The 26,110-nt window shown below is 60.7% G+C and carries 26 protein-coding genes; 7 read left to right on the top strand and 19 right to left on the bottom strand.

Translation table 11 applies throughout. From position 1 onward, the window contains the following. Positions 1-3: 3 nt before the first annotated feature. From FHT82_RS27775 to FHT82_RS27750, 6 genes are all read right to left on the bottom strand, one after another. Positions 4-1,821, bottom strand: coding sequence for a methyl-accepting chemotaxis protein (locus FHT82_RS27775; RefSeq protein WP_183735925.1), 1,818 nt, complete (start codon positions 1,819-1,821; stop codon positions 4-6). A 270-nt stretch (positions 1,822-2,091) separates the two neighbouring features. Beyond that, positions 2,092-3,321 carry an MFS transporter gene (locus FHT82_RS27770; RefSeq protein ID WP_183735924.1) on the bottom strand — a complete coding sequence of 410 codons (1,230 nt, stop codon included), beginning with the start codon at positions 3,319-3,321 and terminating at the stop codon, positions 2,092-2,094. Between the two features lie 49 nt (positions 3,322-3,370). Beyond that, positions 3,371-4,426, bottom strand: a complete 1,056-nt coding sequence (locus FHT82_RS27765; RefSeq protein ID WP_183735923.1) for an NAD(P)-dependent alcohol dehydrogenase — start codon at positions 4,424-4,426, stop codon at positions 3,371-3,373. Between the two features lie 98 nt (positions 4,427-4,524). Continuing rightward, positions 4,525-5,283 (bottom strand): alpha/beta hydrolase, encoded by a 759-nt coding sequence (locus FHT82_RS27760; RefSeq protein ID WP_183735922.1) that lies wholly within the window; start codon positions 5,281-5,283, stop codon positions 4,525-4,527. Between the two features lie 18 nt (positions 5,284-5,301). Continuing rightward, complete coding sequence (locus tag FHT82_RS27755; RefSeq protein ID WP_183735921.1) at positions 5,302-5,598, bottom strand: putative quinol monooxygenase; 297 nt, start codon at positions 5,596-5,598, stop codon at positions 5,302-5,304. Between the two features lie 93 nt (positions 5,599-5,691). Further along, entirely contained in the window at positions 5,692-6,366 is a 675-nt protein-coding gene (locus FHT82_RS27750) for a type 1 glutamine amidotransferase domain-containing protein (RefSeq protein ID WP_183735971.1), read from the bottom strand. 584 nt (positions 6,367-6,950) lie between these two features. On the opposite strand from FHT82_RS27750, the gene FHT82_RS27745 reads away from it, so the two are divergent. Further along, positions 6,951-9,812: a winged helix-turn-helix domain-containing protein gene (locus FHT82_RS27745; RefSeq protein WP_183735920.1), complete on the top strand. Its 2,862-nt coding sequence runs from the start codon at positions 6,951-6,953 to the stop codon at positions 9,810-9,812. A gap of 64 nt (positions 9,813-9,876) precedes the next feature. On the opposite strand, the gene FHT82_RS27740 is transcribed toward FHT82_RS27745, so the two are convergent. Then, a complete protein-coding gene (locus tag FHT82_RS27740; protein ID WP_183735919.1) occupies positions 9,877-10,221 on the bottom strand; it encodes a helix-turn-helix domain-containing protein in 345 nt (114 codons plus the stop codon). Positions 10,222-10,329: 108 nt separating this feature from the next. On the opposite strand from FHT82_RS27740, the gene FHT82_RS27735 reads away from it, so the two are divergent. Continuing rightward, entirely contained in the window at positions 10,330-11,076 is a 747-nt protein-coding gene (locus FHT82_RS27735) for a glucose 1-dehydrogenase (RefSeq protein WP_183735918.1), read from the top strand. Between the two features lie 86 nt (positions 11,077-11,162). Here the strand turns inward: FHT82_RS27735 and FHT82_RS27730 are convergent, their stop codons facing one another. Next, the gene (locus tag FHT82_RS27730) at positions 11,163-11,711 is read right to left on the bottom strand and encodes a GNAT family N-acetyltransferase (RefSeq protein ID WP_246698236.1); all 549 of its coding nucleotides are present in this window, start codon (positions 11,709-11,711) and stop codon (positions 11,163-11,165) included. Between the two features lie 101 nt (positions 11,712-11,812). Between FHT82_RS27730 and FHT82_RS27725 the strand changes: the two genes are divergently transcribed. Further along, positions 11,813-12,367: an NUDIX hydrolase gene (locus tag FHT82_RS27725; protein ID WP_183735917.1), complete on the top strand. Its 555-nt coding sequence runs from the start codon at positions 11,813-11,815 to the stop codon at positions 12,365-12,367. 152 nt (positions 12,368-12,519) lie between these two features. Here FHT82_RS27725 and FHT82_RS27720 read toward each other — a convergent pair whose 3' ends face one another. The 4 genes from FHT82_RS27720 to FHT82_RS27705 form a co-directional block, all read right to left on the bottom strand. Next, positions 12,520-13,017, bottom strand: a complete 498-nt coding sequence (locus FHT82_RS27720) for an SRPBCC family protein (RefSeq protein ID WP_183735916.1) — start codon at positions 13,015-13,017, stop codon at positions 12,520-12,522. After that, positions 13,007-13,360, bottom strand: a complete 354-nt coding sequence (locus FHT82_RS27715) for a metalloregulator ArsR/SmtB family transcription factor (protein WP_183735915.1) — start codon at positions 13,358-13,360, stop codon at positions 13,007-13,009. Before FHT82_RS27715 ends, FHT82_RS27720 begins: the two co-directional genes overlap by 11 nt. Before the next feature lie 64 nt (positions 13,361-13,424). After that, positions 13,425-13,826, bottom strand: a complete 402-nt coding sequence (locus FHT82_RS27710; RefSeq protein WP_348647668.1) for an NUDIX hydrolase — start codon at positions 13,824-13,826, stop codon at positions 13,425-13,427. A 103-nt stretch (positions 13,827-13,929) separates the two neighbouring features. After that, positions 13,930-14,376 (bottom strand): DUF4168 domain-containing protein, encoded by a 447-nt coding sequence (locus FHT82_RS27705; RefSeq protein WP_183735914.1) that lies wholly within the window; start codon positions 14,374-14,376, stop codon positions 13,930-13,932. Positions 14,377-15,130: 754 nt separating this feature from the next. Here FHT82_RS27705 and FHT82_RS27700 point away from each other — a divergent pair. Continuing rightward, positions 15,131-15,331 carry a hypothetical protein gene (locus FHT82_RS27700; protein ID WP_183735913.1) on the top strand — a complete coding sequence of 67 codons (201 nt, stop codon included), beginning with the start codon at positions 15,131-15,133 and terminating at the stop codon, positions 15,329-15,331. A gap of 154 nt (positions 15,332-15,485) precedes the next feature. On the opposite strand, the gene FHT82_RS27695 is transcribed toward FHT82_RS27700, so the two are convergent. Continuing rightward, positions 15,486-15,962, bottom strand: coding sequence for an Lrp/AsnC family transcriptional regulator (locus FHT82_RS27695; RefSeq protein WP_183735912.1), 477 nt, complete (start codon positions 15,960-15,962; stop codon positions 15,486-15,488). A gap of 158 nt (positions 15,963-16,120) precedes the next feature. Between FHT82_RS27695 and FHT82_RS27690 the strand changes: the two genes are divergently transcribed. Both FHT82_RS27690 and FHT82_RS27685 read left to right on the top strand, forming a co-directional pair. Continuing rightward, positions 16,121-16,654 carry an alpha/beta fold hydrolase gene (locus FHT82_RS27690; RefSeq protein ID WP_183735911.1) on the top strand — a complete coding sequence of 178 codons (534 nt, stop codon included), beginning with the start codon at positions 16,121-16,123 and terminating at the stop codon, positions 16,652-16,654. 76 nt (positions 16,655-16,730) lie between these two features. After that, positions 16,731-17,591, top strand: coding sequence for a transglutaminase-like domain-containing protein (locus tag FHT82_RS27685; RefSeq protein ID WP_183735910.1), 861 nt, complete (start codon positions 16,731-16,733; stop codon positions 17,589-17,591). An 88-nt stretch (positions 17,592-17,679) separates the two neighbouring features. On the opposite strand, the gene FHT82_RS27680 is transcribed toward FHT82_RS27685, so the two are convergent. Beyond that, the gene (locus FHT82_RS27680; RefSeq protein WP_183735909.1) at positions 17,680-19,554 is read right to left on the bottom strand and encodes a methyl-accepting chemotaxis protein; all 1,875 of its coding nucleotides are present in this window, start codon (positions 19,552-19,554) and stop codon (positions 17,680-17,682) included. Positions 19,555-19,811: 257 nt separating this feature from the next. Then, positions 19,812-20,783 (bottom strand): quinone oxidoreductase, encoded by a 972-nt coding sequence (locus FHT82_RS27675; RefSeq protein WP_183735908.1) that lies wholly within the window; start codon positions 20,781-20,783, stop codon positions 19,812-19,814. 85 nt (positions 20,784-20,868) lie between these two features. Here FHT82_RS27675 and FHT82_RS27670 point away from each other — a divergent pair, with 85 nt between their 5' ends. Next, on the top strand, positions 20,869-21,741 hold the full coding sequence (locus FHT82_RS27670) for a LysR family transcriptional regulator (protein ID WP_183735907.1): 873 nt from the start codon (positions 20,869-20,871) through the stop codon (positions 21,739-21,741). Between the two features lie 20 nt (positions 21,742-21,761). Here FHT82_RS27670 and FHT82_RS27665 read toward each other — a convergent pair whose 3' ends face one another. The 4 genes from FHT82_RS27665 to FHT82_RS27650 all read right to left on the bottom strand — a co-directional run bounded on the left by FHT82_RS27665 (position 21,762) and on the right by FHT82_RS27650 (position 25,988). Continuing rightward, a complete protein-coding gene (locus FHT82_RS27665; protein ID WP_183735906.1) occupies positions 21,762-22,103 on the bottom strand; it encodes a hypothetical protein in 342 nt (113 codons plus the stop codon). Positions 22,104-22,356: 253 nt separating this feature from the next. Continuing rightward, positions 22,357-23,208, bottom strand: a complete 852-nt coding sequence (locus FHT82_RS27660) for a glycoside hydrolase family 75 protein (RefSeq protein WP_183735905.1) — start codon at positions 23,206-23,208, stop codon at positions 22,357-22,359. Between the two features lie 16 nt (positions 23,209-23,224). Then, positions 23,225-24,088 (bottom strand): M15 family metallopeptidase, encoded by an 864-nt coding sequence (locus FHT82_RS27655; RefSeq protein WP_183735904.1) that lies wholly within the window; start codon positions 24,086-24,088, stop codon positions 23,225-23,227. Between the two features lie 970 nt (positions 24,089-25,058). Continuing rightward, a complete protein-coding gene (locus FHT82_RS27650; RefSeq protein WP_183735903.1) occupies positions 25,059-25,988 on the bottom strand; it encodes an ABC transporter substrate-binding protein in 930 nt (309 codons plus the stop codon). Positions 25,989-26,110: the final 122 nt, after the last annotated feature.

The raw sequence follows: 26,110 nt of genomic DNA, 5'->3' as shown, positions 1-26,110 counted from the left end.
GGCTCAGGCGGCGCGAGTTGCCGCAACAACGGGCCGTGCAGCGGCGATCCGGAAGCGCGAAACGATCTCTTCCAGCGCCAGGACCTGCTCGTTGAGCCCCTTGCAGGCCGAATTGGTTTGCGCCGCCATGGCGGAGTTGCGCTGGGTCACTTCGTCCATCGCATGAACCGAGCTGTTGATGTCGCCGATCGCCGAGGACTGCACGTTCAAGGACGTGACCACGGCATCGATCAGCCGGCCGACATGCTGGACCCTGGTCTCGATGTGGGAGAGCGCTTCGCCCGTGCGGTTGACGAGCGCCACGCCCGAGCCGACCTGGTCCGAAGATGTCGAGACCAGAACCTTGATCTCCTTGGCGGCATTGGCCGAGCGGGAGGCAAGTTCGCGCACTTCCTGTGCCACGACGGCAAAACCCTTGCCGGCTTCGCCCGCGCGGGCGGCCTCGACGCCGGCATTCAGCGCCAGAAGGTTGGTCTGGAAGGCGATGTCGTCGATGACGTTGATGATCGAGCCGATCTGGTCGGACGAACCCTCGATCCGCTGCATTGCCGCGATTGCCTCGCGCATCAACTCGGCGCATTGCAGCGCGGCCTTGCTGGTCTCATCAGTCATCCGGCTTGCCTCGGCCGATTGAGACGAGGAATTGCCGACGGCCGACGTGATTTCGGTGAGTGCGGCCGATGTCTCTTCGATGGTCGCCGCCTGCTGCTCGGTCCGCTTCGACAGCGCCTCCATGGCGCCGGCGATATCATGCGAAGAATGGCGCAGCGTGCTGGTCGCGCCGGAGACGGCATCGATCGAGCTGGACAGTGTATCGACACTGGAATTGAAGGCAGCGCGGAGCTCTTCGTAGGCGGATGAGAACCTGGTATCGATGCGGAAGCCGAGATTGCCGCGCGACAGTTCATCGAGTGCCCGGGTGAGCGACTGGATCACCTCGTCACGGGCGGATTCCTCGGAAGCACGCTCCAAGGCCAACTGGCGTTCGCGGGTCACTTCGGCTTCCTTGGCTCCCGCCTCGCGCAGATGCGCTTCGCGGCGCTCGAGCGAGTTGGTGCGGAAGACGACGACGGCCTGCGCCATCTGGCCGATCTCGTCGCTGCGCTCGGCAAAGGGCACGTCCTGCGAGAAATCGCCATTGGCAAGGCCGCTCATATAACGCTTCATGCCATCGATCGGCAGGATGGCGCGGCGGCGGAAGAAATAGAGGCCGGCAAGCAGCAGCAGGAAGGATGCGAGCGAAGCCGCTGCGGCGGCCGAGGTCCAGGTCATGATCTCATCGGCAGCATTCTTCTCCTGCCCCTTGAGATAGGTATCGGAATTGACCACCAGCTTTTCGACCGCATCCTGATGTTCGTGGAAGGCGGTTCTCAGCTTGACCATCGGTTCGGCCGCAGCACCGCCTTTCCCGGTCTTGAGTGCCGGGATGACATCCTCTTCCATCACCTTCCAGAAGTTGTCGCCCTTGGCCAGCACTTGCCTGTTGAGCTCGTCCTTGAGCGGCTGCGGCAGGCGGGTCGTCTGCCAATAGGCGCGTCGATCCTCATAGGCTGCCTTCAGCGTCGCGATCTTGGCGAGGTTGGCATCAACAAGGTCGGGAAAATCGTTGGCCTCATGCGACAGCATGTAGGATTCGACCACGAAGAGCGGCGGCGGCAGGATATCGGCGATCAGGTCCTTGCCATAGACGATCTGCTCGTAGATCGGCCCGTTGACCTTGAGCCGTTCGAGTGCGGCCTGCTGCAGCCCGAAGGAAGCGAACATGCCGACGGAAACGGCAATGCCCACGATGGCGAGATTTCTGGCAATGGTGAGCTTCATGATCGATCCCCAAGATGCGGCAAACCGCCGTTTACGCGCTCGATCCACCTCCTGAGCGAGCACGTTCTCGGAACTTAATATTGCATGGTAAATAAACAGTATCGAATGCGCCTTTATCTTTGATAGAGACACGGCCGGAAATATTATTTGTCAATTCCGGCGCAGATATCGCTAAAGGACCGGCTTTCTTTCTTCATCGGCGGGAGCTCATACTTGATATCATCGCCACGCTTCGATCTCCATCGACACCCTAAACGGTACGCTATCGCCTCAGGCAGCAGCGAGTTGAGGCGCGCGCGGCAGCGTGATTGCAAAGACGACCAGGCCAAGAAGCGTCAAGAGGAACCCGGCCCAGACCGCCGAGAGAAGGCCGAATCCGGCCGCGATCGCCGCTCCGCCGGCCCAGGCGCCGATGGCGTTGGCAACGTTGAGGGCCGCCAGGTTCATGGCGCCCATCAAAGTTGGTGCTTCCGGCGCAAAGCTCGTCAATCTTACCTGGATGGTAGGGATGGCAATCATCATCGTCGTGCCGACACCGAAGAGGCCGATCATCAGCAGCGCGACATTTCCCCCTGATGATGCGAGGACCGCCAGTACGATGAGCGCACTGCCGAAGCCAACGACGAGCCCCCACGAAGGGTGGCTGTCGGCGATACGTCCGCCGATAAGGTTCCCTGCCGTCATGCCGATACCGAAGAGGGCCAGCGCCACCGGGATCCATGCCCTGTCGATGACAGCGACATCGGTCACGAACGGTCCGATGAACGTGTAGACGGCGAAGATGCTCGCCACGCCCAAGGCGGCGACCAGCATCATGATCCAGACGGAGCCTCGGCGGAGCGAACTCAGTTCCTGTGCGATCGGCCCGCCGTCCAGCGCCTCGGTTCGCGGCACCCATGCCCAAAGGGCCAGAAGCGCCAGCACACCCGCGCCGGCAACGGCGAAATAGGTGTTCCGCCAGCCGAGGTTCTGGCCGAGAAAGGTAGCGAGCGGCGAGCCTATGATGGTCGCAACCGTCAATCCCGTCATGACGAGGGCAAAGGCCTTGCCGCCATGTCCAGGCCCCACGATATAGGAGGCGACGACGGCGCCGGCACCGAAATAAGCGCCTTGGGGCATACCGCTGATGAAGCGGGCGAGCGCGAACATGCCGAGATTGGCGGCAAGCGCCGAGAGAATATTGCCGACGATGAAAAGGCCGAGCAATGCCAGAAGCAGGCTCTTCCGGTTAAATCGCGCGGCAGCGAGCGTGACGAGAGGGGCACCGATCACGACCCCGAACGCATAGGCCGTGATCGCATTTGTTGCCACCGGTATGCTGATATCGAGGCTTTCGGCAAAGAGCTGCAGAACGCCCATGCTGGCGAATTCGGACGTCCCGATGCAGAAGCTTCCAAACGCCAGCGCAAACAGCGTCAAACCGCGACGCCGGTGTTGCGCCGCATCTGTGCAATGGGTTACCACCGCCCTGCATTGCGGTTCAAAGGCCTTTTGGAACATGTTCAAACTCCTGTGCACTGCTCGGCGGCTGCATCGGGCCTTGACGGCATCAGAACTTCACGACCGCCCGCCCGACGACTTTATTGTCCCGCTGGAGATCGAGATATTCGTTGATCTCATCGAAACTGATTGTCTTGATAGTGTGTTGGATTTTGCCTGCGGCGGCGAGCGCCATCACCTCGCTGAGGTCGGCGTTATTACCCCAGAAAGACCCATGAAATGTCTGCTCGCCGGAGACTCGCGGGAACAACGGAATGTCGATGCGATCGGCGATGAAGCCGACATCCGCATAGTGGCCACTGATCGCCAACAAGGCGAACCCCAGTTGCATCATCTCCCGCGCACCGGCGCAATCGATGATCGCATCGAGCTTGTCCTGCCCGGTGGCCTTCTTGAGCTCCTTGCCGATATCGCCAGCGGACTTGCCCTTGATATCGATGATGTGGTCGGCGCCATAGCTCTTTGCGATGGCCAGCTTGTCCGGATTGCGGGCGAATGCAACGACGGCCGCACCAGCGCCAAGCAGCTTGGCATATTGGACCGCATAGGCACCGAGCCCGCCGATGCCTAACACGCCGATCACCCGATCAGGTCCGAGGCCACCGGCATCGCGGATCTTCTTGATGCCGCGATAGGGCGTCAATCCGGCATCGGTCAGCGGAGCAAGCTCTTCAAATTTCAAATGCTTCGCGACCTTGATAACGTAGCGTGCCGGAACGGGAATATATTCCGCAAAGCCACCATAGGTGCCGAAGCCGGGCCAACGCACATTGGCGCAGATATGCGTGTTGCCGACCTGGCAATGGCGACATACGCCATCGCCCCATCCGGGCGCGACCACGACGTGATCACCCTCTTCCAGCCCCGCGGCCTTCGATACGACGTCGCCAATCTTCTCGATCGTGCCGGTGATTTCATGGCCCGGGATAACCGGCGGGGGAATATCGCCGTAGTTCTGGAAAAATCCGTCGACCAAAAGAACGTCGGAGCGGCACATCCCGCATGCCGCAACCTTGACCAGAACTTCGTCCGCGTTGATATCGGGAACCGCTATGTCTTCCAGGACGAGCGGCTTGTGATATTGGAGTATGCGCGCGGCTCTCATGCGTTTCTCCTCTCCTCGATAACCTTGGCTTCGTCGACGGCTGCCTGTTCAATCCTCCGGCACTCTTCGCAAGGGCGTTAAGACGGTATGGGCGTGCCTTAGTTCGTCGGCGCGGCCGCGCTGGTGATAAAGTCCGCCACCTCCTGCGGATGCGAAAGCATCACGGCGTGGCTGGAGGCGATTTCAACGACCTTGGCGCCGGCACGCGCTGCCATGGAACGCTGCTGGCTGGGCGGGATCATGTGGTCGTTCTTTGTCACCATGAAGTAGGTGGGCTTTTCCTTCCACGCCGGCGTGGTGATTTTTGTCTGCACAGCGCCGAGCCCCCAGGGAACCTGAGACTCGGCCATGAACTTCGTCTTGGCGGGATCGACGTCGGCTGCAAAGGATGTCGGGAACTTCGCAAAGTCTACCAACAGAAATCCGTCGCTTGGCGGAAGCAGCGGCGCCTTGTCTTCGCCCGGCGTCGGCGCCGTGCCGATGTCGTAGACCGACTCGCCGGCTTGAAGCGCGTATGCAGCGAGGTAAACCAGGCTCTTGACCTTTGGCAGGCTGCCGGCCTCGGTAATGACGGCCCCGCCATAGGAATGGCCGACAAGGACCACCGGCTTGCTGGCCCGGGCGATGACCTGCCTGGTGGCATCGACGTCACCCTGCAGGGTAATCGTGGGATTCTGGACGGCCAGCACCTCGTAGCCCTCGGCGGAAAGGATGTCGTGGACCTGCTGCCAGCCCGAGGCATCGACGAACGCGCCGTGCACCAGCACGATGGACACAGGCTTGTCGGCTGCGTGGCCGACGACGGCGGAAGCGGTTGTGATCATGACGGCGAGCAATCCTGTTATCACGCTTTTCATGGCATTCTCTCCCCTGGATTAATCGACCTCGACTGGGTCGAGAGTAATCGGTGTTCGCTCGGCGAGATCGCCGATGCCAGCGGCATAATCCTTGAAGTGCGCACTTTCGCGATGCGCGGCGACGGCCGCGTCATCGGCATAAAGCTCATCGAGCACGAAGCGGTCGGGATTGGCCTTGTCTCGCCAGATATCCCACCGCAGATTTCCGGGCTCGGCCCGGCTGTGCACTCGCATTGCCGAGAGAAACGCTCCGAGTTCGGATACCTTGCCAGGGCGCGCGGTCAGGATACCCACGATCTTCATGCGAGTGGACATGGTTCATTCCTGTCTGAGGCGCGAGCCGCGCAATGTCGGCTCCTGCCGGCAAGAGGGCCGGTCGCGGCGACATGCCCCGCGGTGCCGAGAGACTTACGCCCGCTCCTTCAGAGCGGCGAGCAGCTGTTGTGCGAGCGGCCCCGCCGACGCGGGATTCTGGCCGGTGATGAGGCGGCCATCGACGACGACGTGAGGTTCCCAGTTGGACGCAGACGAGTACTCGGCGCCTTCCGCCCTCAATGCGTCCTCGAGTTCGTAAGGCACGTCATCTCGTGCATAGTCATATTCCTCCTTTTTCGAGAAGGATGTGAGCTTCTTGCCGCGCACGAACGGCGTGCCGTCACCGAGCTCCACGCCGAGCAACGAGCACGGGCCGTGACAAACGGCACTGACGAGCTTGTCCGTGCTCCAGGCGCGCACGACAGCCCTCTGGACGTCCGCGTTGCGCTGGATATCCACCATCGGCCCGAGGCCGCCGGGGATCAGGATGGCGTCGTAATCCGCGGCGTCCACCTCGGCTAACTTGCGGCTGTGATTGAGGCGACGAAAGGCCTTGCTCTCGAGAAATCCCTTCTGAGCAGGGTCCTTCTCGTCATACGCGTCATACGGCGTCCATCCGCCTGCGGGTGAGGCAAACTCGATTGCGATCCCGGCCTTGTCGAGCACATCGTAGGGATGAGCGACCTCGGCGAAAAAGAAGCCGGTCTTGCGACTGTGCGGGCCAATCACGGATGCGTTGGTGACGATGAACAAGACGTGTTTTGTCATGGCTTTCCCCGATTGAATGACGATGCTGCCGGAGATCCCGGCTAAGGGCGGATTCCGGCCAAGGGTGTCCGCAATCCCCATCGCAGTTCCCATGAAGGCGACCTCGCGCGTTCGAGGTCACTCGCTTACGTGCGGTCTTTGGGCAGCGACGAGTGACATGGCCGGGGGCATCCGGTCTCGATCCGCCAACTCGTCACCGCCTGGCAATGCAGGACACTTGGTCCGTGCCCCTTGATCGCGTTTTAATACTATATTGACAGCCGGCGGGAGCTTGGCATCTTAGACTGCGCCAAAGACATCTGTGCCGTCGGATTGTATCACTGACATGCTGAATAGTTGGCCGCCTGTGCGACCGCAGTGTTCTACCGTGCAATCAGGGCCACGCCCTTTACGCAAGACTATCAATGCTCGGGGGCACCGGATTTATGCTTACGCAGCCAATCTACATGTGTATGCCATCTGCCGCTCGTTAATTTTGGTAAAATCTGGTTATGAGCTCCGCCGCTCCGACCCACGCCAGCTTCGACGATGCGGACGGCGAGACTTTTCTCTGATCTCGTGGCCTTCATCGAAGGAAAAAGATTGTGACGAGCGACCTTGACGAGCGGCCTTCCCGATCCTTCTCCTTTGGGCCTTTCGTGCTCATTCCAGACCGCCAGCTGCTCTTGCAAGGCGATGCCCCGGTTCGGATAGGAGGCCGCGCGCTTGACATCCTGACGGTCATGGTTGAGCGCCCGGGCGAACTCGTGAACAAGAGCGAGTTGATGGCGCGCGTCTGGCCGAACGTTGTCGTCGATGATGGCAACCTCAAGGTCAACATGGCTGCCTTGAGACGAGCCCTCGGCGATGGCATTGGGGCCGCGCAATACATAGCCACCGTTACGGGCCGGGGCTACCGGTTCATCGCGCCAGTCGCGGTCAATGGATTGTCTGGCTTCGCGCCATCCTCGACGGCCGCGGCAATACGGAGACACAATTTGCCGATCGCCACCACGAGGGTCTTCGGGCGGGCTGATGCGATCGAAGGCGTCAGGCGCGATTTGGACGCATCCCGGCTGGTTTCGGTCGTCGGTGCCGGCGGCATCGGAAAAACGACGGTTGCGCTGGCCGTCGCCGAGCAGAAGATCGGGTCGTTCGGAGACGGCGTCTGGCTGATCGATCTGGCGCCGTTGAAGGATCCCTCGCTTGTTCCCTTTGCCATTGCGAGTGCAATCGGTCTGGCAACGCACTCAGCGGATATGCTGGCTGCCTTAGGCAGCTATCTCCGCGATTGCGAGATGCTCCTCCTGTTCGATAGTTGCGAACATATCATCGAAGCGGCGGCCTTCTGTGCGGATCGGATACTGGCCGAAGCGCCACGCATCAGGATTCTCGCCACCAGCCGGGAGCCGCTCCGCGTGAGAGGCGAACGCGTCCGCAGGCTGTCGGGGCTGGACGCGCCGCCCGCGTCGTCCGACTTGAAAGCAGCCGAAGCGCTCACGTATCCCGCCATTCAGCTCTTCGTGGATCGCGCGACCGACAGGCTCGAGTCGTTCGAACTGAGCGACGCCAATGCAGTGACGGTCGCGGAGATTTGCCGGCGGCTCGATGGTCTTGCATTGGCGATCGAACTTGCGGCGACGCGCGTGGATTCCTTCGGCACGGACGGACTGCTCGCGCATCTGGACGATCGATTTCGGCTGCTGAGCGGGCATCGCGCCGGACCCGAGCGCCATCGCACACTGGCGGCAGTGATCGACTGGAGCTATGATCTTCTCTCGCAGGGCGAATGCGCGGTCATGCGCCGACTGTCGGTCCTTGCCGGTTCGTTCGATCTCGATTCGGCCTGCGCCGTTGCCGGTGAGGATGTCGAACGGGTGCGGGTGATCGATGACGTGGCCAACCTCGTCGCAAAGTCTCTGCTTTCCGTGGATGTCGTTGCCGACAAGCTTGTCTATCGCCTGCTGGATACGACGCGAGCCTACTGTCTCGAACGGCTGCAATCGAGCGGCGAGGAGGAGATCGTCCGCCGCCGGCATGCGGAGCATATTTGTGCGGTTCTGGAGCGCGCATCGAGCGAGTGGGCCATCCGCCCTGCCCCGGATTGGGCACGCGCCTATGGAGGCACGCTCGACGACCTGCGCTCGGCGCTGGACTGGACCGGAGGGGCTGCCGCGGACAGATCGCTGCACATCCGGCTCTCTGTCGCGGGATGCCTGCTCTGGAACCACTTCTCTCTTACCGAAGAATGCCGCATTCGCGTAGCGCGGGCGCTTGAGGAACTGGATGCAGCCGGACTTGTCGGAACGGCGGCCGAGATGCAGCTTCAGGTGTCGTTCGCAGGCGCGACGATGTTCATGCGCGGCGCCATACCCGAGGCAATGGACGCCATGCGACGGGCGCTGGAAATTGCCGTTCGGATCGGCGATGTCGACCATCAACTCCGTTGCCTGCGGATGATCGGAACATATCAACTGTTCGGCGGCGAACACGATGCCGGCATCGCAACGCTTGAAACCTTCGTTTCAGTCGCCGCCGCAGCGGACCCTTCCGCATTGCCGGCCGGCGAGACGCATCTGGCCGTAGCCGATCTGTTCATAGGCCGGTTTGAAGGCGCCCGGCAACGCATCGAACGCTTTTACGGAAACTATTTGAAGGACTCCAACGACCCGCGGTTCGCGCGTTTCCTGTATGACAGAAATGTCGACGTCGGGAACATCCTGTCGCACATACAGTGGCTTACGGGTTTCACCGACACGGCCGTGCAGACGACGGAAGTGACGATCGCGCTCGCGCGAAAGACCGGGCATGAGCTTTCTCTGAGCAATGCGCTCGCATGGGCGAGCCTGACCTTCCTCATGAGCAGGCGTTACCAGGACTGCGGCCGTATTGCCGCGATGCTCGACGAGCAGATCGTACGGCATGGCATCGTCATCTGGCGACCGGTCGCCATCTTCTGTCGCGGTGCCGTGGTTTGCGCTCAGGGCGACACGTCGGCCGAAGCACTGGGTCTGCTCGAGCAAGCTGTCGGGGAGTTCCGCGCCATCCGGCATCTGGCACGGTTCCCTTTTTATCTCGGCGGCTTTGCGGACGCATTGGCCAAGTGCGGCCGCCTGGTGGAGGCCGCCGCCACCATCCAGGAAGCGCTCGATTGCGCCCATGCGCAGAACGAGCAGTGGTGCGTTCCCGAGCTTCTGCGCATCCGGGCCTCGATTCTAATGGCCGAGGTCCGGCCTGATGAGGCGGAGACGCTTCTCATCGAGTCGATCGCGCTGGCCCAGGAAATCGGCGCCTTGTCGTGGCGATTGCGATCGGCCTGCGATCTCGCAAGGCTCCGGCATGTCTCGTCGCGGGCGCATGATGCACGCAAGATGCTGCAGCCCGTCTATGATGACTTCACGGAAGGGTTCGAAACGCACGATCTTGTCGTCGCGGCCGACCTGCTCGCCTCATTCGCACACCTTTAGACATGGCGGGCGGTCTGGAGCCTGAGACTTTCTCAGGCGCGCACGCATACCTTGACCGTCTGGCTCACCCTGCGTTCGTCTCCTCCGGCCGCCGCCCGTAAGCGCTGAGGATGGCCGCGATAAGACCGGGGAAGCGCTGATCCACTTCCTGGCAGCGCGAATGGTTGCGCATCTCCACGCCATGACGCTCGCCCCGGATGAGGCCGGCCTCACGCAGCACTTTCATATGCTGCGACAGCGATGATTTGGGGATGACGCGCCCGCCCAGATTGGCAAGCGCAGTGCACGTGCCGCTGGAGCCGACGCCCGCGATCTGTGCGAAGATCGCCACGCGCTCGGGATCGGAGAGCGCATAGAGGATCGCTTCCGGCTTCAAGTCCTCGATGGCTGGGTGAAAGAGCGGTCTCATGATTTTTTATATAGGGCCACTTGATATCATGATCAACAGTTCCGAATTTCTGAACTACGGAACGAAAGCCGTCACTCCCGGCGGCACTCCGGGTCGAAAGGAACTGATATGTCTAAGCTTGCTGGAAAAGTCGCCGTCGTGACAGGAGCCTCCAAGGGGATCGGCGCTGCGATTGCCAGGGCGCTCGCCGCAGAGGGTGCAAAAGTGGTGGTGAACTACGCCTCGAGCAAGGCGGGTGCAGACGCCGTCGTCGAGACGATCACGGCCGCCGGCGGCAAGGCCATCGCGGTACAGGGCGATGTTTCGAAGGCCGAGCAGGCACAGGGATTGATCGACGCTGCGATCAAGGAATTCGGCCGTCTCGACGTGCTGGTCAACAATTCCGGCGTTTACGAATTCGGGGCGATCGACGAGATTACCGAGGAACACTATCACCGCCAGTTCAACGTGAACGTACTCGGCCTCCTGCTGACCACCCAGGCCGCCGTCAAACACATTGGCGAGGGCGGCAGCATCATCAACATTTCCTCCGTGGTGACCAGCATGGCTCCGCCCGCCACCGCCGTCTATGCCGGGACCAAGGGAGCGGTGGACGCCATCAACAGCGTGCTTGCCAATGAACTCGGCCCGCGCAAGATCCGCGTCAACGCCATCCTGCCCGGCATTATCGAGACCGAAGGCACGCATAGCATAGGCGTCATCGGCTCCGATTTGGAGCACACCACCGTGGCCCAGACCCCGCTCGGGCGCATCGGCCAGCCCGACGATATCGCGAGAATCGCGGTCTTCCTCGCCTCCGACGACGCCGGCTGGCTGACCGGCGAGCGACTGACCGCCGCCGGCGGCTTTCGCTGATCGTCAATTGATGGTGTGCGTGCTCTTTCAGGGGGCACGCACCCTGCCCCGGCTTGCCGTGGCAGGCGATGGCTTGCGACGCAGGATCAGTCCGCAAACTCTTCCCAGACTTCGGCATAGGCCCTGAAGCCGATGCGCTCGTAGGTGGCTTTGGCTTTCGGGTGATCCCAGGTGTCGGTGCGGAGCCACACGCGGTCAGGCAGATAAGCCCATATAGCCCGCAGCGACCAATCCAGAAGATAAGGCCCGAGACGACGGCCCTGGACCTCGGGAATGAGGCCAAAGTGCTTCAGCTCCACCTCCCTTTCGCCGACGCCCGTAAACTCGCACAGCCCGACGGATCGTCCGTCATGCCGCAGAATGTAGAGAGCGGTGGAACTGCTGCGCAGGAACGCCAACAGGCCTTCCCTTGTCATCCGCAGACGCTCGTTCCATTGCAGCGGCATCCCGACGGATCGATAAAGCTGAAGATAGCCCTCCGCATCGGGACGCTCCCTGGCGATGCCGGCGGCCGCGACGGGAGATGACAACGCAACGCCGGACGGGGGCACAAGCTGTTCCATATAGGTGACGAGAAGACGGACCATCGATGCGGGGGGCTCGGCAAAAGCCGATCGATAGCAGAGACGGTTCATGAAATCGACGTCTCACACGGCTGCAGCATTTCCGCTACTCAAAAAAAACGGACATACGCTATTGTCCGGGATCCAAGAGATCGAAAACAGGGGAATCTTGCATGGACGATGGCTGGAAGGTGCTCGAAACCAGGACGATCCTTCAGGATCGGTGGCTGAATTTACGTGCCGACGACTGCCTGACGCCGGACGGGGTGACGATTTCGCCCTATTACGTGATGTCCTATCCCGATTGGGTCAATATCGTTGCGATCACCCCGGACGATCGCCTTCTGCTCGTTCGCCAATATCGGCATGCGGCGGGCAGGTTCTTCCTGGAAATACCGGGAGGCGGCCTCGACGAGCGGGACGTCGACAGCGAAAAGGCAGCCCGCCGCGAACTGGAAGAGGAAACCGGCTACATTGCCCAAAACTGGCAATTGATCAGCACCCTATATCCAAATCCGGCCTCTCACACGAACCGCCTTCACACCTATCTCGCAACCGGCGCCGAGCGCAGGTATCAGCAACGGCTCGATGCCGGCGAGGAGGGCCTGACCGTTCATGCCCTTCCCATTGCGGAGGTACTGGATGGGTTGCAGGCTGGCTTGATCGGCCAGGCCCTTCATGTCTCGTCCATACTTCTGGCGCTCCGGGTGGCCGGGCGGCTGAGGTAAGCGGACGCTGAAAAAGACCCCTCCCCAACCCCTCCTCCTTGTGGGGGTCCGAAGGACGGGTCGAGACCCGTGGCTCGACCCCGGCATCCGAGAGGATGGGTTTGGGGCGGGGTTTTCTCTGGACCGGCCTAAAGCCAGGCGGCCGGCTAGCCTCACGCCCGTCCCGCGCCCATCTCGACGAGAAGCTCGTCCAGTTGCTCGAATTGCTCGGACATCACGCCCTCCATACCGGAGGCCTCGTCGAGCGCTTCCTTCGAGGGATAGAGTTCGTGCAGGGTGAGCAGCGTCTTGCCGTCCTTCTCCTCGAAGGTCACCGTGGTCACGGCAGCGTCATCACTTTCCTCATTCGTCCAGACCAGGCGCGCATTCGGTATCACTTCGAGATATTTGCCGAAGAATTCCGTGGCGCTCGAGGCATCGTGGCCAAACGCAACACGGTAGCCGCCTCCGACGCGAACATCCATCCCGCAGGAAAGCAAGGGCACGCCCATCGACTTCGGCGCCCACCACCGCATGAACAGCTCGGGCGTCGTCCATGCCTTAAACACGATGCGCGCGGGGGCATTGAAGGTTCGCGTAATGACCAGCTCACGCTCGGACTTGCGAACCTCCGTCGTGGGGTTTTTCGTCAGGGTAGGCTTACTCTCCATCGTCCTTCTCCTTCTGTTTCAGTTCCTCGACAAGTTTGTCCAGTGCATCGAAGCGTGCGTCCCAGAGCCGGCGGTAGCTCTCGATCCAGGCCGCCTCTTCCTCCAGCCTGCGCAGGCCGAGCCTGCAGGTGCGCACGCGCCCGACCTTCTGAGTGGTGACGAACCCCGCCTGCTCCAGAATGCCGACATGCTTCTTCATGCCCGTAAGGGTCATATGAAACTTTTCGGCAAGGTCCGTGATCGAAGCGTCCGCACGTCCGAGCTGCTCCAGAACGCCGCGCCGGGTGGCGTCCGAAAGCGCGGCGAACGAGGCATCGAGACGAGCTGTCGAATACTGAACCATATGGTTCAGTATATAGCCCAGGGATGAGCGGCACGCAAGGGGACCGACCGGCGTGCCCGGCTTATCATCTCAGCCGCCCGGCCACCCGGAGCGCCAGAAGTATGGACGAGACATGAAGGGCCTGGCCGATCAAGCCGGCCTGCAACCCATCCAGTACCTCCGCAATGGGAAGGGCATGAACGGTCAGGCCCTCCTCGCCGGCATCGAGCCGTTGCTGATACCTGGGCTCGGCGCCGGTTGCGAGATAGGTGTGAAGGCGGTTCGTGTGAGAGGCCGGATTTGGATATAGCGTGCTGACCAATTGCCAGTTTTGGGCAATGTAGCCGGTTTCCTCCTCCAGTTCGCGGCGGGCTGCCTTTTCGCTGTCGACGTCCCGCTCGTCGAGGCCGCCTCCCGGTATTTCCAGGAAGAACCTGCCCGCCGCATGCCGATATTGGCGAACGAGCAGAAGGCGATCGTCGGTGATCGGGGGAACCAGGCCAGGATGGCGCTGACCTTGCCCCAGTAATCGAGCTGAATTCCTCGACGCAATCCTCTGCGATTTGAGGATTATGCAGAAGCGCGCAGCCCTATTGCTGCTGCGCCGGCGGCGGGGCGCCGATCTTTTCCAGAACCTTCTTGGCGAGAGCCGGGTCGCTCTGTGCGGCCGTCAGGATCGACGAGTATTCCTCGACAGAGATGTCCTTGGAGGCTTCGACGGTGTCGACCATCTGCTTCTTGGCTTCTTCCTGCAGCTTTTGCTTCGCAGCTTCGTCCGTCGTCGCGCCGATTTTGGCCGAATATTCCTTCCTGATCTTGTCGACCTGCAGATAGGCGACGGCAAAGGCGTCGATTTTCTGATCGCTGACAGGGGCGGCGGCACCATTGTCGCCGGTCTGCCCTTGCATCGGTGCTTGGCCCTGCGCCGGCGGCTGCTGTTGCGCCTGGGCCAGGTCCTCGGCGGATGCCGGGCCGAGGGCAAGCAGGCAGAAGACCGCAGCGGTCATCGTTGCGACGGGTGTGTAACGAGTGATCATAGTCATTCCTTTTCACGTGCATGATTTGATCGGCAGCAGGACCGCCTCGGTCGATCGCTCAGCCGCTGGAGGCTGGCGAGGTCGCAACGATGGACCTTTAAGAGGGCACAGTGCGGCGGTGGCGGGGCAATTTGCTGACGATTGAGCGGCGGCTTTGTGACCGGGATCGCGATCGACGGTGCTTTCGTCCGTCATGCCTGCATTCACCCTCTCATACCGTCTCATACTCCTTTTGGAGCAGAAATGGACGGAACGATAAGTTTCAGGACGCGGGAATAACGACAATTGCGTCCCATGGCTGTATTTAAATAGCCACGGTTAATTCCTGAATGAAGACAGAAAAGACCAGAATATTTCACCTGCCAGCGCCGCGTCGAGACGGAGCAATTCCAGGTGAAACGGCAGTAATTCAAGAAGAAACACAGAATACGAGGCGGACAGCGATGAACTGTCCGGGAAATATCCGTGCGTGTTCTGCATAGGCTTCGGCCTATTGCGGAGACTCTTCGTCACTCAACCCGCAGTCGCCAAAAAGAATACTTATAACCGGCTGCGCAGGCCTCCTCGATCTCTCAACTGGGGGGAGGATTGAGGCGATCGATGGCAAGGCCAGGTGTGACGAAGGCAGGGGTTGCACGCAAGCTCAGGCGCTTGAGTCTATGCGTATGAGCCTGATGCTGACGCGCAACCCCATTCTATCGAACCTGGAGAATTCTGATGCGAGCTGCCCTCTCATGGGCAAACGGAGGCTAAGATGATCACGACCGAAGACCAGAACCACATCGAATTGAAACAGACTGCGAACTGCAGAAGGGACGTCGAAATCGCAATGATGGGAATGCTCACCAATCTGCAGAAACATGGATGGTCAGCAGCGGAACTGGCACTGGCGCTTGCCGATGCCTCGGAAGAGCTCGTGATGCTGATCGCCAGCAAGACGGTGAGATCGAATTAAAGCATGTCGCGCAAAAGTGTGTAGCGGTTTTGCGGCAACGACATGCGTAAAAACTGACGAAAGCGGCGAGTTCGTCGTATCGCGTTGCGATACGACGCCGCTGTTTGAGCCTGGCAACGAAGCCCATGGCACCTCTATCGCGATTGCTGCGAAATCAGCCCTTCATTATGAGCGCGCGCCCGATGGGTTTGGCGGGCTCGCTGCGTAAAACGATCGCAGTATTGACCGAGCCGTAGCGGGCAATGGCATCGACGATGCTCTCCAGCTCCGCCGGCGAAGGCACGATGACTTTCAGGTGGAAGCAGTCTTCTCCCGTCAGCCTGAAAACCTCGATGACCTCAGGCATTTCCGAAAACTGCTTCAGGCAGGTCTTGATATATTCGTGCGTGGTGCGCAGGCGGATGATCGCCATCATTCCGAGCCCGACCGAAGCAGGATCGATGACAGCCCTGTAGCCGCTGATGATGCCGCGTTCTTCAAGCCGTTTCAGCCGTTCCGACGCTGCCGGCTGAGAGAGGCCGACCCTTCTTCCAAGTTCGGAAACGCTGATGCGCCCGTCGCCCTGCAGGGTTTCGATCATGGCAATGTCGGTTGGATCGAGCTCGGCACGACTATCGAAATGTTTTGCCATCGACTTTGAATCCATCGGTTTGCGGTGAACTTTTCCGATGAATGCCAATTTATCATCTCTGAGTAAACGGTCATGTTGATGCCGTAATCACAAGCATCGGCCCGAAAATCAGAATCCATTTTCGGAAAGCCTGATGCGTAGATTTAAAGAGGCGAAGCATGACCGAAATCATCCATCTGCCGGGCATCGGCAATTCCGGCGAGCTCCATTGGCAAAGCCGTTGGGAGAGCGCCGATCCCTCCATCCGCCGTTTCGACCCTGCGAGCTGGGACGAGCCGGATCTTTCCGACTGGATCGCGGCGCTGGAGCAGGCCGTGCGTGCGGCGCGAAGGCCGCCCGTTCTGGTGGCCCACAGCCTCGCCTGCCTGCTCGTCGCCCATTGGCATGAAGGTTCCGATCTGCCGATCAAGGGGGCAATGCTGGTCGCCGTGCCGGATCCGGCGTCTCCGGCTTTTCCCGCACAGGCGGCAAGCTTCGCAGAGCCACCCCGGACGCGCTTTCGATTTCCCTCTCTCATCGTGGCAAGTACGGATGATCCCTATGGTTCGTTGCCCTATGCCGAGATGCGGGCAGAGCAATGGGGAAGCGCGTTGACGGTGATCGGTGCGGCCGGCCACATCAACGGCCAAAGCGAACTCGGCGATTGGCCGGAAGGTTTGGCGCTCGTGAGAAACTTCGCGGGCCGCCTGTAGCCCGCGTCGCTCGATTGACAATTTTTGAAAATTTGCCCTTCTTGTCGTGTCTCAATCTCAACGGAAAGAGACACCAATGCACAAATCCTTCTATGCTTCCCAAAGCGTCTACTCGGAACCTGGCCCCTATCGCGAAACCTTGATGCGCGGTGGCGTCGAGCCTAAGTCATTTGCCCGGTGGATCAGCTCGTTCATGCAGCATCCTCGCGGGGCCGAGTCCGAAGAACGAGGCTTCAAACCTGAACAGGCCGCCGATCTGGAGCTTCGTTCGGTGGCAGAGATTCTGGCTGTCGCCGTAAAACGCAATTTGCTTGACGGCGTTTCCGCACAGCACAAGGTCGGCGGCGTATGCCGGGACTTTGCTATACTGGCGGTTAGCAGATTTCGTGAGCGCGGCACCCCCGCTCGCCTCCGTGTCGGGTTTGCCGATTATCTGGTGCCTGGGCATTGGGAAGATCATTGGCTTTGCGAATGGCATGACGGCGCGCGTTGGAAACGGCTCGATGTGGAGTTTGCAGCGATCGGGGGAGTTTCCTTCGATACGCTGGACGTGCCGCGCGAGCGGTTCCTAACAGCAAGCGAGGCATGGTTTCGGATCAAAGACGAGCCGGAGATCGCCTCCCGATTTGGCGTGTCGAGTCTCGACCTTGGCGGGGAGTGGTTCGTCGCGGGAAGCCTGCTTCGAGAAATGGCAGCCTTGCGTAAGCTGGAACTGAAGCCGTGGGATTACTGGGGTCCATCAAAGGACCTCTCCCCAGTTTCGACCGAGTTGTCGCATCAGGCGCGGACCACGTTCGACCAACTCGCTTCACGGCTCAGGACCGTCACTGTCGACGGGGAGGACGAGCCGGAGGCTTTAGCGGACTGGCCTTTACCGGAGGAGGTTATCAGCTTCCCACAAGGTGAGGCTGTAGCTGTCGTATTACGCAGTTTATAATACACGCTGCGTTGCAAGGGGACGGGGCTGCCGTTGAGATCCCCGCAGACGGTGCCCGCTCCATGACAGCGCTCCTCGCTCGCAGGTTTCATCGTTGCGTGATGCGGCGTGCAGCCACCAGATCGACCACCGCGCCGGTTTCAGCCGACCGGGCGTTGCATCCATGCTCGCCTGCCCCGGTCGCCCCCACCTGAAACTGGTTGACCAGCTCGCGCAGACGCCCTGCTTCTGAAGACAGCGACGCGACGGCTGCGGTCGATTGTTCGACCATCGCCGCATTCTGTTGCGTCGACTGATCCATCTGGTTGACGGCGGTGTTGATTTCGGCGAGTCCGGTCGACTGTTCGCGTGCCGCGGTCGCGATCGCGTCCATGACCTGATTGATCTGCGCGACATAGTCGCCGATCGACTTCAGCGACGCTCCGGTCTGGAGAACGAGTTTCACGCCGTTCTCGACTTCGGCCGACGACTGCTGGATGAGCACCTTGATTTCCTTCGCCGCTTGAGCGGCGCGCTGCGCAAGCTCCCGGACCTCCTGCGCCACGACGGCGAAACCCTTGCCCGCCTCGCCAGCGCGGGCCGCCTCGACACCGGCGTTCAATGCGAGAAGGTTCGTCTGGAAGGCGATTTCATCGATCACGCCGATGATGTTTGAAATCTGCTGCGAACTGCCTTCAATGCGGCGCATCGCCTGCTCGGCTTCCGACACCACGGTTGCCGAATGCTGCGCGCTGGCATTGGCTTCCCTCGCCACGTGACGTGCTTCCTCCGTCCGCTTGGTCGCTGTCGAGACGGTCGACGTAATCTCATCGAGAGCAGCCGCGGTCTCTTCGAGGGAAGCCGCCTGCTGCTCGGTCCGTTTCGACAGGTCCTGAGCACCCGATGCGATCTCGCTGGTGCCGTTATCTATGCTGCGCACCGTCTGCAGCACGGCACCGATCGTCATCCCCAATTGGTGCAGCGAGGCGTTGAAGTCCTGGCGCAGCGCTTCATATTCCGCCGCGAATTGCTCGGAAAGCTGAAAGGATATGTCGCCTTCCGACAGACGCCGCAGTCCCTCACCCAGCGCCGTCGTCGCGAAGCGCAACTGCTCCGCCTCACGCTCGGCCCGCCGCTGAGCCGCCGCGCGCGCCGCTTCGGCTTCGCTCCGCGTTGTTGCGGCCTCCCTTTCGAGCCGCACCACATTGAGCGCATTCTGCCGGAAGACTTCGACGGCACCCGCCATGTCGCCGATTTCGTCGGCGCGACCGGCATAGGGGATATCGCTGTCGAGATCTCCGGCTGACAGGCGCCCCATTGCGGATGCGATCCTGCGGATGGGAGTGGCAATTCCCAGGATTGCGAACACAATGCCAGCCGCAGCGATCGTCACCGCGAGCGCTGCAATCGCCGCCGTCAGCGTGAAGGCCGAATTCGCCGAAGCGCCGCTCGCAGCCACGAAACTTCCCGCCTGGCTGAGGATGAACTCAACGAGATCGCCAATGCGAGTGTTCACCACCTTGGCCTGCGGCTCCATCATATCCTTGAAGAGGCGGGCGGCGTCGGATGGCTTGCCGCTGGTCTGCAGGGCGACCATCTGCTCCGCCATGTCACGGAATTTGGAAAGCTCCGGCTTGATTTGATCGATCAGTTCCCGCCCCCGCTCGGTGCGAACGCCCTTTTCATAGTCGAGGACGAACGTGTCGAGGGAGGTGGCCGCCGTGGCGATCCGTTGCGTGCCGGCGCCCTGGTCTTCGGCCGTCGTATCCAGGAGGAAATCGGAATAAGCCAGTTGCAGATCGAGGAAACTGCCCTTGATCTCGCGCGCCGTCACGAGCCGCTCCATCCAGAAGTGCCCGATCTGCTCCGCGTGCGAGCTGATCGTGGAGATCGTACTCAGCGAAACATAGGATAGACTGATAACGAAAATGCTGATGGCAGACAGCGTCAGAACAAGGGCCTGCTTGATGCTTGGGCGTTTCATGCGAGTCTCCTCCCGAAGTGGCCTGACCAGCTTGCCGGCCGATATAAAATCTCACAGCGCATTGATAATTTAGTCTTAACTAAACCTCCTATCGCGCTCCCTTTCCTGACAATTCGGGGCCGATCATAACTTCCGCGATCATTCGATTGCGCCGCAATTTGTGGCTCCACAAACACCGGTATTAAAGGGTTTCAAAGGTGCAGCGACTGGTAGAAAACCGGCGATGCGCGAATCTTCTCATGCGGCATGATTCGCCATCACGGCAGCAGCAATATGCTCCCCGCCGACCGCCCCGACTCCATCTCCTCATGCGCCTTCGCAACATCCGCCAAGCCGTATTCGGCAGCGATCTCGCAGACGATACCCCGCTCCATCGCTGATATCGCAGCCTCCGCGGCCTCGCGGTAGCGCCCGATATCGGCGCACCAGGCCATGATGCTCGGATGGCAGAGCGATTTGCCGGGCCGAAGCTCTTCCACGGCAACGGGCGGGATGGGGCCGGCGGTCTGGCCGATGGTGACAGCGGTACCGAACGGTCGCACGGCGCGAATGCTCTTCAGGAGCATATCGCCGCCAATGCCGTCATAGGCGACATCGACGCCGTTTCCATCAGTCAGCCGCTTGACCTCGGCGACGATATCGGCCCCTCGCCCGACGATCAGGTGGTCGGCGCCATAGGAGGCGGCGAGCGCTGCCTTCTCGGCCGAACCGACCGTGCCGATGACGGTGGCGCTAATCGATTTGGCCCAGCGCACGAGAATGCTGCCGAGCCCGCCGGCGGCGGCATGGATCAGAACGGTGCTGCCGTCGCCGACATTGCAGACCTTCTTCAAAAGCATATAGGCCGTCATGCCCTTGAGCAGCGAGCTTGCCGCCATCTTCGCCGAGACCGCATCGGGAAGCCGGATTACCCTTTCGGCAGCGATGATCCGGGTGGAGGCATAGGCACCGGCCGGCGGGCCGGCATAGGCGACACGGTCACCCGGCGAAAACGCCGTGACATCGGGGCCGACCTCTTCGACGACGCCCGCCGCTTCCACGCCGATGACGGCGGGATAGGAGGGCAGCGCGTAGAGCCCCTTGCGGTGATAGACATCGAGGAAATTGGTGCCGATGGCCTGATGACGGATCTTGACCTCGCCTGCAGCGGGGGATTGCGGCGGCTGATCCTGCAGCCGGAACTGGGTGACATCGCCGGGGGCATTCAGCAGGACGATCTGGTCGGTCATCGTTCAATTTCCTTTGTGGGGGCTCCGTTACAGGAAGACAAACTAGCCGGTGGTCATATGTGTGAAAATTCCCTATTGTCGCACAATGATTGGGAAGGAATTCACACAGATAGCCAATTTCACACAGATAGATTGGGACGATATCCGGCATTTCCTGGCGCTGGCGCAGGCCGGAACCTTTCTCGGGGCGGCACGGCAGATCGGCGTCGAGCACGCGACGATCAGCCGGCGCGTCAGCGCGCTCGAAAAGAACCTCGGCCGCAAGCTCGTCGACCGCCGCGGGCGGCGCATCGTCCTGACCGCTGAAGGCGAAGAGGTTGCGAGGCACGCGGCCCTCGTCGCGCAGCAGACGGCTGTCATCGAGCAGCTTGGCCGCACGAGCGCCACCGACATGCGCGGCCATGTGCGGATCAGCGCCCCGCCGGCGCTGTCGAGCGTGCTTCTCGCCAAACCTGTCGTCGCCGTCAGGCGGCAGCATCCGGGCATCGAGATCACGCTGGTGGGCGAAAAGCGGCTCGCCTCGCTGAACCGCCGGGAGGCGGATATCGCGGTGCGGCTGTCGCGGCCGGAAGATGGCGATTACGCCATCGCCAGGATCGGGCAGATCGCCTTCCATCTCTATGCATCGAAGGCCTATCTCGAAACCGTGCCGGAGGCGCAATGGACCTTCATCGGCTATGACGAAGGCATGAACGCCTCGCCGCAGCAACTGCGCCTCTTCGAACGCGCCGCCGGCCGGCCGATCGCGATCCGCTCATCGGTTCTGGAGTTCCAGGCCGCCGCCGCAAGGCTCGGCGGCGGTGTCGTCATGCTGCCGGATTTCGCGGTGCCGGATGGCCTGCAGCGGATCGAGGATGAAGATCCGCTGACGCGGGAGGTCTGGCTGGTGGTCCACGCCGAGATCAAGGATGTGCCGGCTGTTCGAGTGGTGATGGAGGCGCTGAAGGGGGCGTTTTGAGATATGTGAAGGTGCGGCTGCTAGCCCGCAGACTTCGCCGGGTCTTTGCCTGCCCAGTAGTGGATGGATATGTTGCGGCCATTGTCGAGGAGACGCGCGGCGATCTCAGGATTCCCGCCCTCGAACGTATCGGGATCGGCGCCGCATAACATCAGGAACAGTTTCTGATGCATCACCGCGGCGAAATAATCATAGGCAGGCAGCATCTCCCGAGATCCGACAGTCTGCAGCTCTTCGCCGGCCCGGTTCCTGGCATCCTCGATAGCTTTGCGCACCGTCGCAAACATGGCCTGTTCGGTCCGACTCAGGATCTCGTTGACCTGCCGTTCGGCAGGGGTGAGGACGGGGCAGCTCTCATCCATTGGGCATATCTCTGCTTCGATCGGTTGACAGGGTTGCTCAGACACCAGCTTTGGGCGGTTTCCCGGCGACCAAGACGCTCTATCTAATGTCGGACGAATGAGCGTTCCAGTCGTTCACGCTTCCTGGCGAACCTCGCTGTAAGGATTCGTGCTCACCATCCCCGGCGGCTTGAACACCTGAAAGGCCTGAGTGTGTGGCCCCCTCACCCTAACCTGACCGGGGTCGAGCCATGGTTTTGCCGGCTCCGGTCTCTCAGCCTGAGGAGGCACAGGTCTGAAGAACACTCTCGCCACCGATAGTCCCGAGCAAGGTCTCGACCGCCTGGTCGATCTGTGCCGGTGTCATTGGCCACTTTCGGGCGCGTTGTTCGACCGATCGTGGAAAAACGAGATATAACACCTTACCGCTTGCCACGCCGCCTCCGGTGCGCGGGTTCGGATTGTTGCCGCCAAGTGCCTGAAACAGAGCAATCGAGCCCTCACCCAGCGGTTCGTCAGGCCCGATATCGGCCACGATAAAGGCTGTCTTCTTCCCCGTCTGGAGATGATATGCGATCCCCAGATCTCCCAGCTTGCCTGTTCCCGCCAATTGGAAGAACGGCCGGGGAAAGACGACATACGGGATTGTCGAAGCATCGACATAGCGCGCCGTTTCGCGCTCGTTTCCGTTGGCGGAGTCCTGCAGCGCCGTCTTGGACACAAAAAATCCTTGAGCAGGACCCGAGGGCTGAACGAAAGCCTTGCCCGGGTTGGCAGGATCCGCAGCCAGTACCGTTGGCCACCAGGACTTGTTCGGATATCCGGCGTTGGCAGGGCAATCGAGGCCTGCGCCGGTGGCGCCGCATGGCGTTCCGACATCGTCGGGATGATAGGCTCTTGGCGCACCATCCGCATCGATCGCCGTGCGGCTGGTAATCCAGAAATATGCTTTGTGATCGGCGGTACGGCGCAGCTCCGTGTTCTTGTAGGTACGCCAGTCCGCGAAGGGGCAGTCCGCGGCCTCGGCCTGGCGGATCTCTCCTTGCAGCAACATTGCCAATAGACCAGCGGCAAGCAGTGGGTTCATTCGGCGCTTCATAAAGTCCTCCTTGGCTGCTTCGCGCAAGCAGGCAGCTTCTTGATCAGGACACTTTGCTGATCTCGAAATGCATGCCGTCTTGTGTGCTGAAATGTCCCCCCCAGAACAGGCCAAGATCGTTAGCGGCACGAACGAGCTCCCGGGTCGAGCCTCGCATGCCACAGCGCGCGGGAACATGACCCAACATATTGTCGGGAAAATTGATGTCGAATGCAGAGCCAAACGAATGGTTGCTGAGGGCGCTGACATCGACACTTTTTTTCTCGCCGTGTCCGCCTGCGCCGGGCGGAGCCTGGTTACGCTTGTAACGTGGCACGAAGCAACCCTCATAGCTCATGATCAAATGCAGAAGGTCAGCCCGTTCCCATGCTTCGAACAGCTTGGTCAACATTGGTGCAGCGAGCTTGTGGCAGCGCACCTTGCCGTTAAACCCGCGCGCGAACCTGAGTTGCGGCATAGGGATCTCGGTGATTTTTGCCGCGGTCCAATCCGGCAGGGCGCCGTCGCAACTCCCCTTCATAACGATCGCTTCCGCGTCCGGGCGTTGCGCTCGTGGTCGTTGAGTGAACTTAAAGCATGTAAAAGCCGCGTTGCGTGACGCGTTGGACGGACTTTCAAGATTGTTTGGTTCAGCTGGGAAGGAAGTGCCCGCGCGATCTGAATAATAGTTGTCCGGCAGTATCGTGTAGCCGAGCTCTGCAGCTTTTTGAAGCGTCTGGTCATTGACCTTGCCGTTTGAAGTCAAACCAGACTGTACCTGGAAAAATTTGGTCGCTGTCTCCGTTTTCATGCCAAAATCGCCGTCAATTTGTCCGGCCTGATTGATGCCAATTCTGAGCAGAAAATACTGCCAGCGCTGGACTTCGGCGATAACGTTCGGTCCGCCACGTGAAAGTCTAAATGGCACGGCTTCCTCCTTAAGTTCGACATGCAGATATCGCTCTGCAAAGGCGTAAGGTTGCTACGTCAGCGGTTCTTGACCAGCGCAGGTGCGGTTGAACCACGTATGCTCTGTCTGATCGGTCAAGGTTGGCCTTGATGAATCGGAGTGTTTGAGCCTGCTGAGAGACCGTTGCCTGGGTCACGGATTCGGCGGCGACATTTCGTAAAGCCGGGGTGCGCCGTTCAGCGGGCCATCTTCAAAGATGAGGATCTGAACCTTCCCGGCCTCCCGGCCACTGACATTGCTCGCCTCTTTGTCGGATACGGAAAGACTGGGTTCTCCACCAAGCGCTTTCAAAGACTGAAGGCGACGGGCATCAGCCGCCACGGCCGCGCAGAACACACCGTTACAATGATCAACGCCAAATATGCGAAGCGGCTCTTTTCAATTTTTTGCCCCCATCTCCAGCACTAGAACACTCTGCGCAGCACATTACGACCGCCGCCGATGGAAGTCGCAATCGGACGTTGAGTTCCAAAACAGCCGCTCAAACAGCGACAACATTTCATGCACGGAAAAGGCCCGATGCCCAATTCAGCAGCAGGCAAGCCAACCCCTGGAATTTCTTAGGAAGTCCCCAGTCGTCACTTATTTTATCCAGATAACGCTAAATTAGATTTTTGTTAGATTACAATTTTCGGTTTTTTAATGCAAGTCAGATGTGTCAACCGGATGGACGAAATTCAAGACTGTTGACAGTAGTCCAATTTCGGCCCGAAGAGTTGACGGCGCCTGCCGGCAGATGGGTGTAGTGGCTCGAACAATGGGCCGACCTCGCTCGGCACCTGGGACTGACGGATATTCTGCAGCATGACCATTGGCAAAATTTGGCACCAGCTGTCGAATGCGCGCCCGCTCGCTCGTCATCTTGCCAGAGAGCTCACGGAGAACAGCCATGACGATGACCACGACCGCCGTCGCTCGCCGCTTGCTGCTAAACGTTGATAGCCGAATCCATCAGGTCCGCCGGCAGCGTGATCCCCAGTTCTCTGGCAGCATTCAAATTGACGATCAATTCGGGGCGGCGGATATGCTGAACAGGAATCCTGGCAACCTCTATCCCCTTGAGAACCTCATCGACCTGTACCGCCATACGGCGAGCTGCGGCGGCGAGACTTGTGCCATAGGCTATCGGCGGATCGAATCTGGCATGATCCCTGCTGAAAATCGCCGGAAGCCGGGCTATGGCGGCGCGCCGAACGATCTCGGCCCCATGGGTGGTCGTTCGCGGCACTTCCAGGCAGATGAGAGCCTGGGCGCCCTGTGCCGCGAACTCTTCAAAGGCCGGCGCGAAATCGTCTTCGCATTTCAGGAGAAAGATGTGTGCGCCCAGGTCTTCCTTCTCTGCCTCCTGCCTTGCCAGGTTCGGCAGGATGTCCGGTACGCCCGCATCTCCCAGAACCGCCAGACGACGGAGGCCGGGGACTACCCTTTTGAGGATACGAATCTGCTCGCCGATTTGCTCCGGATCGAAGTTCGTGCATCCCGTCGTGTTGCCGCCGGGCCGTTGCGCGTTGTCAACAATGCCTGCCGAGACTGGGTCCAGCACGATCGCGAAGACGATCGGTAGATTCGGCGCCGCCTTGCGTGCCGCCCAATAAGTCACGGCGCCGATCACGGCGATCACATCGGCGCCGCACTGAACGAGATCCGCCGCCAGTGCCGGCAGAGCCTCCAGATGACCCTGGGCGAAGCGCGCGTCGAAGCGGATGTTCTCACCGTCCCTGTAGCCGAGCTCCTGCATCTCTTCCATGAAGGCGGCGAAACTCGGATAAGTCTTGTCGCCTGCCAAGAGCAGGCCAATAGCCGGAGGGCGTGAAGACGCCTCTTGCACAGTCCCATATGAAGAGATCTTGGGGTCCACTCGAACCTCCCGCCTAGTCACCCTGGCCGCAGCTTAGCATAAGCCCCGTTGCCCTCAATCTCCTCGAATCCCTCTGAATATGCCGATACCCGCGAGCCCGAGGCAGTTGCTTCCGGCTCCGC

The sequence above is a fragment of the Rhizobium sp. BK275 genome, from assembly GCF_014193555.1.
In the GTDB taxonomy this organism is placed as follows: Bacteria; Pseudomonadota; Alphaproteobacteria; order Rhizobiales; family Rhizobiaceae; genus Rhizobium.
Note: the sequence above shows the minus strand (reverse complement) of the source record. Positions and strands in the feature narration are given on the sequence as shown.